Source organism: Gordonia sp. GN26 (genome assembly GCF_054823965.1).
Map to the genome: position 1 here is coordinate 38,139 of NZ_JSYC01000138.1, position 15,489 is coordinate 53,627.

Annotated in this window: 14 protein-coding genes; 5 read left to right on the forward strand and 9 right to left on the reverse strand. The window is 67.3% G+C overall.

Annotated elements, in window-relative coordinates; all coding sequences use genetic code 11:
- Positions 1–20: 20 nt before the first annotated feature.
- The 5 genes from OK17_RS20200 to OK17_RS20220 are packed head-to-tail and all read right to left on the reverse strand — an operon-like array spanning position 21 to position 6,153.
- Positions 21–1,697, reverse strand: a complete 1,677-nt coding sequence (locus OK17_RS20200; RefSeq protein WP_461418531.1) for an ABC transporter family substrate-binding protein — start codon at positions 1,695–1,697, stop codon at positions 21–23.
- On the reverse strand, positions 1,670–3,736 hold the full coding sequence (locus OK17_RS20205) for a dipeptide ABC transporter ATP-binding protein (protein WP_461418532.1): 2,067 nt from the start codon (positions 3,734–3,736) through the stop codon (positions 1,670–1,672). The genes OK17_RS20200 and OK17_RS20205 overlap by 28 nt, the downstream gene beginning before the upstream one ends.
- Positions 3,733–4,731, reverse strand: coding sequence for an ABC transporter permease (locus OK17_RS20210; protein WP_461418533.1), 999 nt, complete (start codon positions 4,729–4,731; stop codon positions 3,733–3,735). Before OK17_RS20210 ends, OK17_RS20205 begins: the two co-directional genes overlap by 4 nt.
- A gap of 1 nt (position 4,732) precedes the next feature.
- Positions 4,733–5,716, reverse strand: a complete 984-nt coding sequence (locus tag OK17_RS20215; RefSeq protein ID WP_154883879.1) for an ABC transporter permease — start codon at positions 5,714–5,716, stop codon at positions 4,733–4,735.
- Positions 5,717–5,763: 47 nt separating this feature from the next.
- Complete coding sequence (locus OK17_RS20220; RefSeq protein WP_006866689.1) at positions 5,764–6,153, reverse strand: SHOCT domain-containing protein; 390 nt, start codon at positions 6,151–6,153, stop codon at positions 5,764–5,766.
- 215 nt (positions 6,154–6,368) lie between these two features.
- On the opposite strand from OK17_RS20220, the gene OK17_RS20225 reads away from it, so the two are divergent.
- Positions 6,369–7,424 carry an LLM class flavin-dependent oxidoreductase gene (locus tag OK17_RS20225; protein ID WP_461418534.1) on the forward strand — a complete coding sequence of 352 codons (1,056 nt, stop codon included), beginning with the start codon at positions 6,369–6,371 and terminating at the stop codon, positions 7,422–7,424.
- Between the two features lie 6 nt (positions 7,425–7,430).
- Here the strand turns inward: OK17_RS20225 and egtD are convergent, their stop codons facing one another.
- The gene (gene egtD, locus OK17_RS20230) at positions 7,431–8,366 is read right to left on the reverse strand and encodes an L-histidine N(alpha)-methyltransferase (RefSeq protein ID WP_461418535.1); all 936 of its coding nucleotides are present in this window, start codon (positions 8,364–8,366) and stop codon (positions 7,431–7,433) included.
- Positions 8,363–9,664 carry an ergothioneine biosynthesis protein EgtB gene (egtB, locus tag OK17_RS20235; RefSeq protein ID WP_461418536.1) on the reverse strand — a complete coding sequence of 434 codons (1,302 nt, stop codon included), beginning with the start codon at positions 9,662–9,664 and terminating at the stop codon, positions 8,363–8,365. The genes egtD and egtB overlap by 4 nt, the downstream gene beginning before the upstream one ends.
- A 180-nt stretch (positions 9,665–9,844) precedes the next feature.
- Here egtB and OK17_RS20240 point away from each other — a divergent pair, with 180 nt between their 5' ends.
- Positions 9,845–10,594, forward strand: a complete 750-nt coding sequence (locus tag OK17_RS20240) for a Clp protease N-terminal domain-containing protein (protein WP_461418537.1) — start codon at positions 9,845–9,847, stop codon at positions 10,592–10,594.
- Between the two features lie 69 nt (positions 10,595–10,663).
- Here OK17_RS20240 and OK17_RS20245 read toward each other — a convergent pair whose 3' ends face one another.
- Entirely contained in the window at positions 10,664–11,158 is a 495-nt protein-coding gene (locus OK17_RS20245; protein ID WP_461418540.1) for a DUF5709 domain-containing protein, read from the reverse strand.
- A gap of 109 nt (positions 11,159–11,267) precedes the next feature.
- On the opposite strand from OK17_RS20245, the gene OK17_RS20250 reads away from it, so the two are divergent.
- Positions 11,268–11,840 carry a hypothetical protein gene (locus OK17_RS20250; RefSeq protein ID WP_461418541.1) on the forward strand — a complete coding sequence of 191 codons (573 nt, stop codon included), beginning with the start codon at positions 11,268–11,270 and terminating at the stop codon, positions 11,838–11,840.
- Positions 11,841–11,957: 117 nt separating this feature from the next.
- Here OK17_RS20250 and OK17_RS20255 read toward each other — a convergent pair whose 3' ends face one another.
- Complete coding sequence (locus OK17_RS20255; protein ID WP_006356906.1) at positions 11,958–12,386, reverse strand: DoxX family protein; 429 nt, start codon at positions 12,384–12,386, stop codon at positions 11,958–11,960.
- A 218-nt stretch (positions 12,387–12,604) separates the two neighbouring features.
- On the opposite strand from OK17_RS20255, the gene OK17_RS20260 reads away from it, so the two are divergent.
- The gene (locus OK17_RS20260) at positions 12,605–13,972 is read left to right on the forward strand and encodes a M1 family metallopeptidase (protein WP_461418538.1); all 1,368 of its coding nucleotides are present in this window, start codon (positions 12,605–12,607) and stop codon (positions 13,970–13,972) included.
- Positions 13,973–13,980: 8 nt separating this feature from the next.
- A complete protein-coding gene (locus tag OK17_RS20265; protein ID WP_461418539.1) occupies positions 13,981–15,270 on the forward strand; it encodes a polysaccharide biosynthesis protein in 1,290 nt (429 codons plus the stop codon).
- The last annotated feature ends 219 nt before the right edge of the window (positions 15,271–15,489 follow it).

Here is a 15,489-nt window from a genome sequence, read left to right on the forward strand (position 1 = left end):
CCGGGAGGGTAGGCGCAGACCTACTTCTCCCAGCCGATGTCCTCGACGGGACCGACGTAGAACTGCCCGGCGCCGTAATTGGCGAGGCCTTCCTTCACCGCGACCATGGACGGGCCGTTGAACAGCGGGAGGTTGGAGAACTGGGCGAAGGCCTCGCGTTCGATCCGGTTCCCAGCCGCGATCTGGGCCATCGGGTCGCCGATCCTCGACATCGCCCGAATCTGGGCGTCGAGTTCCGGGGATCCGGCGCCGGCAGGGTTGAATTGCGAGTCGCTGCACCAGACCTGACAGAAGTAGGCCATGCCGAACGGGTCGCTCGACGAGAAGCCCATCATGAACAGGTCGAATTCCTTGTTGACGACGACGGCCGAGAAGTCTGCCGAGGGACGCTGCTGCACAGTCAGCTCGATCCCGACCTTGCCCAGGATCGCCTGCAGTGCACGTGACAGGTTGAGCGTGGTCGCGTCGTCGCCGACGTTGGGCAACACCAGCGACAGCCGTTTGCCGTCCTTGCGGCGCACACCGTCGTCCCCCGTGCGCCACCCGGCGCCCTCCAGCAACTCGACGGCTCTGCCGGGGTCATAGGACACCACACCCGCCAGGTTGTCCTCGTACCCGGGCTGGAAGGGGTACAGCGACAACGACCCCGGGAGCTTCTCGGTGTAGTTGAGTCCCGTGAACCTGATGCGCGCGAGCGTGTCCCGGTCGATCGCGGCGAACACCGCCTGCCGGACGGTCCGGTCGGAGAGGATCGGCGCATCGAGGTTCAGGACGAGCAGCGCCTGCTGCGGTGACGCGGCGGTCCGGATGTCGATCCCGTTCATCGTGAGGACCCGCGCACGTGCATCTTTGGCCGCGACCCCGGTCGCGTCGATCTCACCGTTCTGGAAGGCGTTGAGCGCCGCCTGGGGCTCCATCTGCCGGAAGATCCGTCGGTCGAGTTTGCCGGGTTGTCCCCACCACTTGGGATTTCGTTCGAAGACGACGGTCCCGTTGTCGGCGTCGTACGAGGCGATCGTGAACGGCCCGGCGCCCCATTCGGGATGCGGCTTCCGGACATAACCCTCGTTGTAGACGTCGGGGGCTGCGGCCTTCGGATGGAGCACGACGTTGAACAGGCCCTCGGGCCAGGCGTAGACACCGTCGAAGCGGACGATGACCTCACGGTCGTCGGCACCGCGGGTGACCGAGGCGATCTGGCTGTACCCGTCGGTGGAACTGACGAGGTAGCGATCGTCGACGCCCCGGCTCGTGCGCCAGGTCTCGACGAAAGCGCGGTAGTCGATCGGTGTGCCGTCGTTGAAGAAGGCCTTCGGGTTGACGGTGTAGGTGACCACGGTGTCCCGGCCGACGGTCTCCGTACGGACGTCGGTGAGGTAGTCGGGATTGGGTGCGTACTGCCCGTCCGGTGAGAAGTAGGCGAGCACCGGATTGTACCAACGCCACAGGGCCAGGGTGTACGCGGTGCCGTCGGCATGGAAGGTGTTCCACTGCGGGGACACCTCGGTGAGGGCCGTTGTGAGGCTGCCGCCGTCCTCGAGGTTCTCCCGGGGCTGCGGATTGAGAGAAGCACCCTCCGTCGCGACTGCACCGGTGTCCAGCGCAGCACCGCAACCGGTCACACAGGCGACGGTCATCGCGACCGCCGCGATCAGCCTCACACAGCGCCTCACCGCTCCACCTCCAGGAAATGGCATGCGGCCCGGTGATCCGCCGTGTCACCCTCCGCGGCCGGGCGGAGTTCGGGGATCACCGTCCGGCAACGTGCACGGCGTTCCTCGTCGAGCTGCGCATGCAACGGACAACGGTTGGTGAAACTGCATCCGACGATCTCGTCTGTCGCGCTGGGTTGTTCACCGGTCAGGACGATGCGCTGTCGCTGCCGTTCGACGCGCGGGTTCGGAACGGGCACCGCCGACAAGAGTGCCCGGGTGTAGGGATGCGCGGGTTCGGCGAAGACCGCCTCGGTGGGTCCGGACTCCACGATCGAACCCAGATACATCACCGCGACGCGATCGGCCAGATGCCGGACCACGGAGAGATCGTGGGCGACAACCAGATACGCCACATCACCGTCAGCCTGCAGGCGACGGATCAGGTTGACGACGTCCGCCTGCACCGAGACGTCGAGGGCCGACAGCGGCTCGTCGAGGACGATCAGGTCGGGGTCGGTGGCGAGTGCTCGCGCGATCGCGAGACGTTGTCGCTGGCCGCCGGAGAAGGCGGCGGGGAAACGGTCGGCGTGAACGGGATCCAGTCCGACGCGCCGCATGAGGCCCGTGACCTTCTGTTCGGTCTCTGCCTTCGAGACCCCCAGCGCGCGAAGCGGTTCGGCGATGATGTCGAAGGCCGTGAACCGCGGGTCGAGCGCATCCGACGGATCCTGGAAGACGATCGACGTCTTCTGTCGCAGCGCGCGGGCCTCCCGTGACCTGACCGCCGCCGGGTCCACCCCGCCGATCCGGACGACGCCCTCGGGTTGCGCGAAGTCCATGATCTCCAGCAGCGTCGTCGACTTGCCGCTACCCGACTCCCCGACGAGGGCCATCGACTCGCCGCGCCGGATGTCGAAGCTGATCCCGTTGACCGCCCGCACCGAACCCACCCGGCGCTTGAGGAAACCGCTCGTCAGCGGGAAGACCTTGGTCATACCCACCACATCGAGAACGGTTGGCCGTTCCTGCCGGTCAACGGCTGCGATCGATGCCGCCGGCACGTCGGGCGGCGGGAACACCGGCTCGCCGCCGATCCGACCGTCGACGTCGATCTCCCCCATTCGGATACACGCAACCCGGTGGTCGCCGGTCACCTCCACCGGTTCCGGTTCGCTCCGGCGGCAGTCGTCGATCGCGACGGGACACCGTGGTGCGAACTGGCAGCGGTTCTGCACGTCGATGAGAACCGGAGGCGTTCCCGGGATGGGGATGAGCGCATCGGTCCGGCGGTCCACCCGCGGCACCGCTCCCACCAATCCGATCGTGTACGGCATCCGCGGCTCGCCGAACAGCGTGTCGACGTCGGCGGTCTCGACCGCCCGGCCGGCGTACATCACCACGACGTCGTCGGCCTGCCCGGCGACGACGCCGAGATCGTGCGTGATGAGCAGCATCGCGGCGCCGGTCTCGCGTCGGGCGGTGGCGAGCACGTCGAGGATCTGCGCCTGGATGGTCACGTCGAGCGCGGTGGTCGGTTCGTCGGCGATGATCACCGACGGGTCGTTGGCGATCGCGATCGCGATCATCACGCGTTGGCGCATCCCGCCGGACAACTCGTGCGGAAAGGCCCTGGCGCGTCGCTGCGGATCACCGATCCCGACCAGGTCGAGCAGTTCGACCGACCGCGACCAGGCCTGCTTGGCGGTGATGGACTGATGGGCCCGCAGCGCCTCGGAGATCTGCGCTCCCACGGTGAACACCGGGGTCAACGACGACAACGGATCCTGGAAGACCATGGCGATCTCCGAACCCCGGACCGCGGACATCTCCTTGTCCGACAACCCGATCAGTTCTCGGTTCCGTAGCGCGACCGATCCGCTGACGCGTGCGGTGTCCGGCAGCAGCCCCAGAACCGCCAGAGCCGACACCGATTTCCCCGACCCGGATTCACCGACGATGGCGGTGGTCCGGCCGGCCCGCAGGTCGACGTCGAGACCGCGGACGGCCTCCACCGTGCCTGCCTCGCTACCGAAGTCCACTCTGAGATCCCGGACCGTCAGCACCGCATCGGGATTCGTCATCGACGGGCACCTCCACGCGAGGTCGGGTCGAAGGCGTCGCGCAGGCCGTCGGCGATGAGCGCCATCGAGACCGTGAGGAGTGCCAGCGCGGCCGCGGGGAACCAGAACAGCCACGGCGACGCGGCCAGCGTCCCGGCACCCGCCTGCAGCAAGGAGCCGAGGGTGACGTCGGGGATCTTCACGCCGAACCCGAGGAACGACAGCCCGGTCTCGGCGAGCACCGTGGCCACGACGCCGAGGGCGAAGTTGACGACCAGCAACGAAGCAATGTTGGGCAGGATGTGCCGGAGGATGATCATGACCGGGGACACGCCCAGATACTGTGCGGCGGCGACGTAGTCGCGCTCGCGGACGGTCAGCGCCAGCGAATGGATCACGCGCGCCAACATCATCCAGCCGAACGCGATGAGCACGACGATCAGCCACCGCCAGTCACCGCCGGTGTTGTTGGAGACCAGGGCGAGGATGAGGAACGTCGGCACCACGAGGAGCAGGTAGACGACGCCCAGGACGACGCGCTGCACCCAGCCGCCGAAGTAGGCGGCGACGCCGCCGAGGAATGCCGCGATCGCGGTCGTCCCGATCGACACGACCAGGGCGATCGTCAGCGAGCGCTGGAGTCCGTGCACCACCTGCGCATACAGGTCGTTGCCGGCGTCGTTGGTGCCGAACCAATGGGCGCCTTCGGCCCCGTGGGTCGACGGCGGGAAACCGATCGCCAGGAAATCGGTGTCGGTGTAGGAGTAGGCGGTGAACAATCCGCCGAAGACGGCGAAGAGCACGAGCAGGACGAAGATAACCAGACCCAGCAGCGCGGACCGGTTGCGCGCGTATCGTTTCGCGAAGATCTCGACCCGGCCGCTACGTCGCCGGGCCAGTGGCGCCGAAGCGGTGTCCGATTCGTCGAGGACACCGCCGGTCTCACCCATGATCGGGGCGGTCGCGTCGAGGTGTCCGGACTGCGGCCCGCGCGGTTCCGGCGGGAGCATGGCCATCTCAGCTCACCCGCACTCTCGGGTCGAGGTAGACCACGGCGAGGTCGGCGAGGATCGCGCCGACCGCGGTGGCCAGGGCACCGAAGGCGGCGACGGCGACGACCCCGTGGATGTCGTTGGTGTTGATGGAGGTGACGAAGTACCTGCCCATCCCCTCCCATCCGAAGATGGTCTCGGTGAGGACTGCGCCGGTGAACACCGCGGGGATCGCGAAGGCGATGCCGACGGCCACCGGGATGATGGCCGTGCGCAACGCATGTCGTCGAACCGCCACGCCACGGGTGAGCCCCTTCGCGCGAGCCGTGCGGACGTAGTCGGCGTTGATGGTGTCGAGCACCATCGACCGCTGGAGGAGATGCAGTCCCGCGTACTGGATCACGACCAGGGTGATCGTCGGGAGGATGAGGTGCTGGACACGGTCCAGCAGCACCGGGAAGAAACCCTCGACCCCCACGCTCGACGCCCCGGAGACGTAGACGACGCTGTGGCCGAGCGACTGGTTGAGAGAGATGGCGGCGAGCACGATGCCCAGGCCGACAACGGGAACCGGCAGGTTGATCATCGCGATCGAGATGAACTGCCACGCACGGTCGGCGAGTTTGTACTGACGAAGCGCGGTGTAGACGCCCAGGGCGATACCGAGCAGGGTGGAGATGATGGTGGCGGCGGCGAGCAGCTGCACCGAGGAGACCAGCCGGAAACCGATCTCGCTGTTGACACTCTCACCGACCGGCGTCGACCCCCAATCCCAGTGCAGCACCACGCCGGTCAGCCAGTTCCACCAACGCTCGACCAGCGGGGTCTTGTCGTTGAGGTTGTGGGAGGACAGCGTGGCGTCGACGACGCTTTCCGGCAACGGGGGTCGGCGGACGGCGTAATTGGATCGGGGGTCGAGGAACCAGGTGGCCAGGAGATAGGTCAGATTGGTTGCCAGGAAGACGAGGACAGCCCAGGCCGCGATGCGTTTACACAGGTATCCGATCACCGCGGCTCCAGGTCGTCGTCAGGTCGGTGTGACGACCGTACCGTGACTCAGGCCGCTCCGCCGAGAGCCTTCGACTTCAGGTGCTCGAACTCTTCGGGCGTGATGGCACCGGAGTCCAGGAGAGCCTTCGCCTCGGTGATCTGCTGGGTCGGAGAGGTTCCCGCGACCGACTTGATGTACTCGTCGGAGGCCTGCTTGGCCTCGGTGTAGGCCTCGCGCTGACGCTCGGCCATGCCCTTGCCCTTGGCCAGGAGGTACACGATGGCGGTGAGGTACGGGAAGATGATCAGGAAGACCACCCAGACGGCCTTCTGCCAGCCCGACGCCTTCTTGTCACGGAACAGGTCGGTGATGATGTGCCACAGGACAATCAGGTACGCCACGAACGCGAAGATGACGATGGTGTACCAGATGAAATCCCAGAATGAGTCCCACATGAAGGTCTCCTCTTTCTAGAAGAAAAGGACCACTTCACAATGGTCCCCTGACGGATAGAAGCATGGCACAGCAATACCCTCGGTACTGCTCTGTCAGGCCAAAGTGGCCGTGAGGACTATTAGCACGACGTAGCGGCACACCCTTTGCCGCATATGAGAATGTGTCCCATAACCGGTTCCGGCTCGCAACAGAACCGGACGAACAGAGAGACGCAATGGAATCACATACGGCCGGCCACGAACTCGAATTGGGCTTGGACACCTTCGGTGACATCACCGCCGCCCCCGACGGCACCCCGCTCTCCGACGCGCAGACACTGCGCGATGTGCTCGACCAGGCAATCCTGGCCGATCAGGTCGGCGTCGACTTCCTCGGTGTCGGCGAACATCACCGCGCGGACTACTCCGTGTCCGCACCCGAGGTCGTCCTGGGCGCCGTCGCCGCACGCACGAGTCGGATGCGCCTCGGCTCGGCCGTGACCGTCCTGAGCTCCGACGACCCGATCCGTGTGTTCCAGCGGTTCTCGACCGTCGACGCGCTCTCCTCGGGCCGTGCCGAGGTGATCCTCGGCCGCGGCTCGTTCACCGAGTCGTTCCCTCTGTTCGGCTACGACCTCTCCGATTACGAAGAGCTGTTCACCGACAAACTCTCGCTCTTCGCCGAACTGCGTACCGGCAAACCCGTCACCTGGTCGGGTTCGACGCGCGGCCCGTTGCGGGCACAGCCGGTGTTCCCGCAACTGGAGAACCCTCCGTTGCCCACGTGGATCGCTGTGGGCGGCAGCCCCGAATCCGTGGTGCGCGCAGCGTCGTACGGACTCCCGCTGATGCTGGCCATCATCGGCGGCGATCCCCTCCGCTTCCGCCCCTACGTCGACCTCTACCACCGCGCCCTCACCGACCTGGAGAAGGACGCCCTGCCGGTCGGCGTCCACTGCCCGGGACACATCGCCGACACCGACGAGCAGGCACGCGAGGAGTTGTGGCCGCACTACCGGGGATACGTGGCACGGATCGGCCGCGAACGAGGGTGGCCACCGCCCAGCCGCTTCGACTTCGAGCGGTCCACCGGACCCGACGGTGCACTGTTCGTCGGGTCGCCGGAAACCGTCGCCCGCAAGATCGTCTCGACGGCGAAGGGCCTCGGCCTGAGTCGCTTCGACATGAAGTACTCCCACGGCACCCTGGGTCATGCCCCGTTGATGCGCAGCGTCGAGCTCTACGGCACGAAGGTCATCCCGCGGGTGCGGGAACTGCTCGCCGAGGGGTGAGCGGCCTCAGCGCCGGCTGAGCGTGAGCGCGAAATCCCCGGCGGGGTCGGTCCACACGGTGACCACCTGCAATCCGGCGGATTCGAGTTCGTCGCGCAGCGCGTCGGGCTCGAACTTCGTGCTGATCTCGGTGTGGATCTCGGTACCGGCGGGAAGCCGCCACGCCCGGCCCAGCACCTCGAAGTACGCGTCGATGTCCCGGCGGGCACGGAGCCACATCTCGATGCGGTGTTCGCCCGGGTTCCACCGCGCGATGTGTTCGAAGTCATCGGCGTACAGGCCGCGGGCGTCGAGCCCGGTTCGCAGGACCTCGATGAGGTTGCGGTTGAAATCGGCTGTCACACCGGCTTTGTCGTCATAGGCGGCGACGAGTCGGCCGGTGTCCTTGACGAGGTCGGTGCCGAGCAGGAAGAAGTCGCCGGGCGAGAGCGCTTTCGCCAGGCCCTGGTAGAACGCCTGCCGCGCGTCGGGATCGAAGTTCCCGATGGTGCCGCCGAGGAACACGGCGATGCGAGGACCGTCGGCGTCGGGCAGACGCAGATCGGGTTCGGTGAAGTCCGCCACCACCGGGACGACGTCGATGCCCGGGTAGTCGGCGGACAACACGTCGGCCGTGGTCGTGAGCATCTCGGTGCTGACGTCGACCGGCACGTAGGCGAATCGCTCGGTGTCGGGTGTCGCGGCGCTGAAGGCGTCGAGCAGCAGCCGGGTCTTGGTGGAGGTGCCCGAACCCAGTTCGACCATCACCTGTGCCTGTGTGGCCGCGGCGATCTCGGCCGAACGTGCGCGCAGGATCGCGGTCTCACGACGCGTCGGGTAGTACTCGGGCAGCCGGGTGATCTCGTCGAAGAGCTTGCTCCCGCGCTCGTCGTAGAGCCACTTGGTGGGCAGCGTCGGCGGGTCCTGCCACAACCCGGAAAGCGCGTCCGCGGCAAGAGTCATCGGGCGAGCCGCAGTCCCGAGAACACCCACCGCGACGCGGCGGGGAAGAAGTTGCGATAGGTGATCCGCTCGTGGCCGACCGGAGTCACCGCGCTCGCGCCGCGCAACACGTGCTGGTCGGACATGAACTTGCCGTTGTATTCGCCCACCGCCCCGTTCGCCGGGACGAATCCCGGGTAGGGCAGATACGCACTGGCCGTCCACTCCCAGACGTCACCGACCATCGCCGAACCGGCTCGACCCGGATGGCAGCGGTCGGGGTCGAGGAGCTGTCCACGCGCGTCGCCGAGTGTTCCCGCGGCGACCTCCCACTCGAATTCGGTGGGGAGGCGTGCGCCGGCCCAACGTGCGTAGGCGTCGGCCTCGTAGAACGACACGTGGGTCACCGGCTCATCGGGCACGACGGGCCGGCGTCCGGACAGCGTGAAGGTCGTCCACCCGCCGTCCTCTTCGCGCCAGTAACCCGGTGCACGCCAGTCTCTTTGGTTGACCGTGGCCCATCCGTCGGAGAGCCAGAATTCGTGACGTCGGTATCCGTCGTCGGCCATGAACTCCAGCCAGTCGGCGTTGGTGACGAGGCGGTCGGACACCGTGAAATCCTCGAGATACACGCGGTGCCGGGGCCCCTCGTTGTCGTAGGAGAATCCACTTCCGACAGCACCGATCTCGTGCACACCGCCGGTGAACTCGCGCCATCGGATCGGCGCGACCTCCCCGGGCACGTCCGGTTCACGGTCGACATAGACCGGACCGAATGCGTGCGTCGAGAACAGGTGCTTGATGTCCATGAGCAGCAGTTCCTGGTGCTGCTGTTCGTGATTGCAGCCGAGTTCGACCAGGCCGAGCGCGGCGTCGTCGAGTCGGCCGGACTCGAGGGCCGCGACCATCGCCGCGTCGACGTGTTCGCGATACCGCGTCACGTCGCGCACGCCCGGTCGGGTCACGAGGCCGCGATCGGGACGCGGGTGTCGTTCTCCCACGGTCTCGTAATAACTGTTGAACAGGTAGCGGAACGTCTCGTCGTAGACCGCGTAGTCCGGGTCCCGGCGGAGGATGAACTCCTCGAAGAACCAGGTGACATGCGCCCGATGCCATTTCGCGGGGCTCGCCTCGGTCATCGACTGCGGCGTCTGGTCCTCCGGCGAGAGCCGGTCGGCGAGAGCGTCTGTCTGCGACCGCACATCGAGGAAGCGGCGGACGATGTCGGAACCGTCCGCGGCCGCTCCCGGGGGCTCGGCATCCGGGGATGCCGCGTCTGATCGCGAGTCGGGACGGACAGTGGGTTCGGTGATGCTCACTGGAAAGCCTCCCGTGGCAAACGAAAGAGTGTGCGGCGGCGTCTTCGGCGGATCTCCGCATCCATCGTCACGACGGTTTCCGTCGCTGTCAACGATGGTCAGCCTTGCATCCGACCCCCCGGACCAAGTAAGCGTCAACCGAGGGTTGACGCCCAGGGCTCGTCAACCTACGGTTGACGCATGGCGCAGAACTCCGTTCCCGTTCGTCTCGACGACCTGATCGCCGCGATCCGCAAAGTGCATGACGACCCACTCGACCAACTGTCCGACGCGGTGCTCGCCGCAGCCCACCTCGACGAGATCGCCGACAGCCTGATCGGCCACTTCGTCGACCAGGCCCGCCGATCCGGCGCGTCGTGGACGGCGATCGGAAGCAGCATGGGGGTCAGCAAACAGGCAGCTCAGAAGCGGTTCGTGGACCGGGTCTCGGCCGCCGGCGATGCCGCGGGCGGACCGGCCGACGAGTCGAACCCGTTCTCGCGGTTCACGCCCCGCGCAGCGAACGTCCTGATGGCCGCCAACGGTGCAGCGGCCGCGGACCGGGCCGAATTCGTGACCCCCGGGCACGTGGCCGCGGCGATGACCGACGATCCGCAGGCCCTGGTCTTCGTGGTGCTGCGGGAGTTCGGAGTCTACGCCGAGGCGTTCGCACGGGCCGTGGCACCCCTCGTCCCGGCGCCGCGGGACATCCCGGAATCAGAGGCGTCGACCGTTGTGCCCTACGACGACGCGGCCAAGGCGGTTCTCGAGGCAACCGTCGGCGTCGCCGTCGATCTCGGACACAACTACGTCGGCACCGAACACCTCCTGCTCGGACTGTTCGCCGACGACTCGGTGGCCGACGCGCTCACGGGCCTGGGGCTCGACAAGACCGCGATCCGCGACAAGATCGTCGACACTCTCGCGCAGTTCGCCCCGCCGGCCGAATAGGCCCGAGGGGCCACCCGAGGCCCCCCAACCCGCCGGCCGAGTAGGCCCGAGGGCCGTATCGAGGCCCCCCTACTCCTGATCGGAGATGTAGTGCACCGCGGCCTCTTCGGCCGAGGCGCCCGCGCCGTCGATGCCCGCGTCGGCGGCGACGGCCTCGGGTTCGGTGTCGATACCCGAACCCTCGTCCGGCGCGATCAGCCGACCGGCTCGTCGGTCACCGACCTCGTCGTCCTCGTCGAACTCATCGCTCCGGTCGGAATCGTGTGCGCGCCAGTCCTTCTTCGCACGCTCGTCGGCGGTGATCTCGTCGAGCGGATCGACCTCACCGACGTCGGGCTCCTCCTCGGACAGTCGCTCGTCGAGGCTCTCACCCTCGCGTTGCTCCTGGGCGGTCAACCCGTGGACAGCACCCTTGGGCCGGTGGTCGGGCGGTGAATAACCCTCGTCGAGGACGTCGTCGACCCCACGGTCGACCAGGGTGTCCTCCGGCTGGAGCTGATCGTCCTCGTCGAGGCTGTATTCGCCGTCGGAGCCTTCGGGGGTGCTGCCGATGTCGTCCTTCATCCTTGCCACGATGCCAGCCTGTCGAGGCCTGTGCCAGGGATCGGCGCGGGTTGTCCCAGTTCGGTCAATACGCCGGTGACCGTGGGCGAAATCGACCAGAATGACGAAGATGATCGAGGAATTGCAGGTCGAGGCCGAAGCTCTCCTCTCCGCGGGCGAATACGAGCATGCGCTCGCCGCATTCTCCGTCCTTCGCGAGGTCAGGGCACGACGCGAGGGACCGTACTCGACGAAATACCTGTCCAATCTGCACGACTGCGTCCGCTGCATGTCGCATCTACAGCTATGGACCGACGCGAACTACCTCTGCAGCGAGCTGCACGGCAAGTACGTGCGCACCCACGGTCGCGGGGAGGCCGACACCGTCGACGTCGCCAAGCACTGGGCCTGGGCGCTCGTGAACCTGCACGACTATCCGCCGGCCGTCCGTCTCTACCTGATGACCGCCGACGCCTGCTGGGACATCGATCCCGGTCAGGCACAGCGCCTTCTCGGTGCGGCGGTGATCCACCGGCACGACACCGATCCCCTGGAAATCCTCACCCCCGGCGAGATCGACGGGGTGGGTCTGCACCACGCCGACGAGGAACGCACCGAGATCGCGCGCCTGGTGGCAGATCTCGCCGACAACGACACCGCATCGCGGAGTTCGGCCACGATCGACGGCCTCGCGTTCGCCTGACGCCTCTGCCTCTGCCTCAGCCGACGAGAATCGCCACCTCCATTCCAGCTGCACCGGTGAAGGCGCGGCCGTCCGGAGGTGGCGACCCTGCTCGTCGAAGAGCTTGCGCTGCGAACCTCAGACCACGTCGGTTCGACGCCGCCGACGCATGATGTAGCTGTCCGCGGCCGCACGTCCCGCCGAGGTGAAGCCGACCGCCAGGAGACCGGCGATCAGTGCCAGCGGCCATTCGTACCCGCTGTCGGCGTTCCAGAATCCCGCATCCCAGTGCACGAACACGATCGCACCGATCATGTCCGCGATCAGCAGCGTGGCGACGATGGGCAGCAACAGGCCCAGGATCAGCAGGATGCCGCCGACCAGTTCCACCCACGTCGCGTAATACGCGGCGAGATCGGGATACGGCACGTCCATGCCGGCCGGACCGAAGGCCACCTTCGTGGCATCCATCCCCTGCGTCACCAGCTTCTGCCAGCCGTGGGCGATGAAGATGATGCCGAGTATCAGTCGCGCGAGAAACTGCGCGACACTGCCGAATCCGCTCATAACCCTGCTCCTCGCATCGTCGGGCGGGCCCGGATCCCCGCCGCCAGGTACTCTCACAGTGTCCGCGACGACATCACCTCGTCGCGGGTGTTACGCCGAAATCGAGTCATCAAACGCAACCGCGTCGTGACCCAAAGAGCACCGTACCGGCGCCCCGGGGCCACGGCACCCGAACGCCGGCGAACATGCCATACGGCAGAACGGAGTAGGAGTCGAGAGTGCCGGGAAAGTCTGGCCTGGGGTCGCGAGGAAACACCGGGCAGCCCGTCCTGGGCGCGCCGTCGGACGTCCTCGATCCGTACCTGCCGGACAATGGGAATCTCGGCTTCCGGGTCTCCCGCTACGACCTCGAACTCGAGTACAAGGTCGCGAGCAATCGCCTCGACGGCACCGCCGTCCTGACCGCGACGTCGTTGCGGGAACTCAAGCGTTTCACCCTCGATCTCGCGGGCTCGATGTCCGTGCAGCGGGTGACGGTCAACGCCAAGCGCGCCCGCTACAGCCATCGGCGCAACAAACTCACCATCACGCCCGACACCCCGGTGCCGCCGGGCGGCGCGATGACGATCACCGTCCGCTATCACGGCAGTCCCCGACCGATCCGCGGCCCGTGGGGTGAGGTGGGCTGGGAGGAACTGACCGACGGTTCGCTGTGCGCCAACCAACCCAACGGGGCGGCGTCGTGGTTCCCGTGCGACGACCATCCGAGTGCCAAAGCGCCGTACCGGATCTCGATCACCACCGACAGCCCGTACCACGCACTCGCGAACGGCGTGCTGGAGTCCAAGCGGGTCCGCGCCACGCAGACCACCTGGGTGTACCAGCAGGTGGAGCCGATGCCCACCTACCTCGCGTCGATCCAGATCGGCCAGTACAAGCAGATCTCGTTGGCCGGCAAGCCCTTTCCGGTCACCGGGCTCATCCCCTCCCGTCTCGAGGAGAACTTCGGGATCGATTTCGGCCCGCAGATGGACATGATCTCGGCGTTCATCGAGATGTTCGGGCCGTATCCGTTCCCGCAGTACACCGTCGTCGTCACCGACGACGAACTCGAAATCCCCATCGAGGCACAGAGTTTCTCGACCTTCGGCGCCAATCACTGCGACGGCAGCCGCGACGCCGACCGCCTCATCGCCCACGAGCTGGCCCATCAATGGTTCGGCAACTCGGTGACCGCCGCACGCTGGCGCGACATCTGGCTGCACGAGGGATTCGCCTGCTACGCCGAGTGGCTGTGGAGCCAGCGGTCCGGTGGCCGTAGCGCCGACGAATGGGCCCGCCACTACTACGAGAAGCTCGACGCGGCGCCGGTGAAGGTGCCGCTCGCCGATCCCACCCCGCGCAAGATGTTCGACGACTGGGTCTACAAGCGTGGCGCACTGACGCTGCACGCCCTGCGCCTGCGGATCGGTGACGGTGACTTCTTCGCACTGCTGCGCCGGTGGACCGAGAAGTATCGGTACGGGTCGGTGACCACCGAGGACTTCATCTCGCTCGCCGCCAACCACTCGTCGGAACCGCTCAAGGACCTGTGGGACGCCTGGCTGTTCACCCCCGAGCTGCCACCGTTCCCCACTCCGTCCTGAGGCATCCCGTGACGACGGACAGGCCGGCTCCGACGCCGGACACCCCTTCCGGTGCGGCCGGGGGAACCGACACCGACGCGCGGTCCCTGGGACGCGTGACGATCGCGACGCTCATCGCCGCCGCGTCGGGCTATCTCGTGCTGCTGCTGGCCGCACGGCATCTCGGCGCGATCGGATACGGCGTCTTCGCGGTGTTCTGGGCGGCCTATGGCCTCGTCACCGGTGCGCAGAACGGTCAGCTGCAGGAGACGACGCGTGCCGTGCGCGCGGCCTCCGACGGCATCGTCCGGTCGCGACCGGTGGTCGTGAACGTCGGGATCGGCGTCGGTCTGGCCGCTCTCGTGGCCGCGACCTCACCGCTGTGGAGCGGCGAGGTGTTCACCGATCAACGTTGGCTGTCGGTGGCCCTGCTGTCGGTCGGGGTGGCGAGCTTCGCGGTGTACGCGCACCTGTGCGGCGCGTTGTCCGGGATGCTGAGCTGGTCGTCGTTCGCGGTGTTGCTGTCGGTCGACGCGCTGATCCGCCTGGCCGGTGCCGTTCTCGCGGTCGTAGCCGGCTGGGGCACCACTGCCTTCCTGGTCATCACCGTCATCGGTTCCGCATCGTGGTGTCTGCTGCTGCTCGGTTCGTCGGCGGCCCGGAGCGCGGTCGGGATCGGCGGCGACGTACCACCGCGCCGTCTCACTGCCAACACCCTGACCGCGATGGCCGCCGCCGCGGCGAGTGCCGTCCTGGTGATGGGTTTCCCGGTGCTGATCAACCTGACCGCGAACCTGCGCGGCACCCCCGACGCCGACGAAGCCCGGGTCATCGGCGCATTGATCCTGGCGGTGACGCTCACCCGCGCACCGCTGCTGGTGCCGCTCAACAGCTTTCAGGGCGTGTTGATCTCACGGTTCGTCGACCGACGGGATCGGCGAGTCGCCGCGCTGATCGCTCCGCTGGGCATCGTCGGAGTGATCGGCGGGGTCGGGGTCGTGGCTGCGTGGGCCGTCGGACCGTGGCTGTTGCGCTCGATCTTCGGCGCCGACTTCGACCTCGACGGTTACGTCGTCGCACTCCTCACCGCCGGTGCCACGTGCCTCGCCCTGCTGACCGTCACCGGCGCCGCCACGATCGCCGCGGGCGCCCACCGCTGGTACGCGGCCGGGTGGTGGGTCGCCACGCTCGTCGCCGTCGGCATGCTGCTGATCCCGGCCGACGTCGAGGTCCGCACCTGCGTCGCCCTCGTCGTCGGCCCTCTCGTCGGCCTCTGCGTGCACCTGGTCGGGGTGCTGCGGCGGCCGATCGCTCCCTGAGGAGCGCAAGCAACGAGGCCCCTCTCCCTCCCTGAGGTGCGACGAGCGCACCCGATTCACGCTCCCTGATCCGCAAGAACGCAACGCGCCCAGCTCTGCTGCCTGAGGTGCGAGGAGCGCAAGCGACGAGCCTCGAAGGCCGGGTGAGACACCGTCGCCCACCCAACTACCAGTCGACGTCAACCCCGGCCGGCAGACTTCGATCGACGTCTGCCGGTC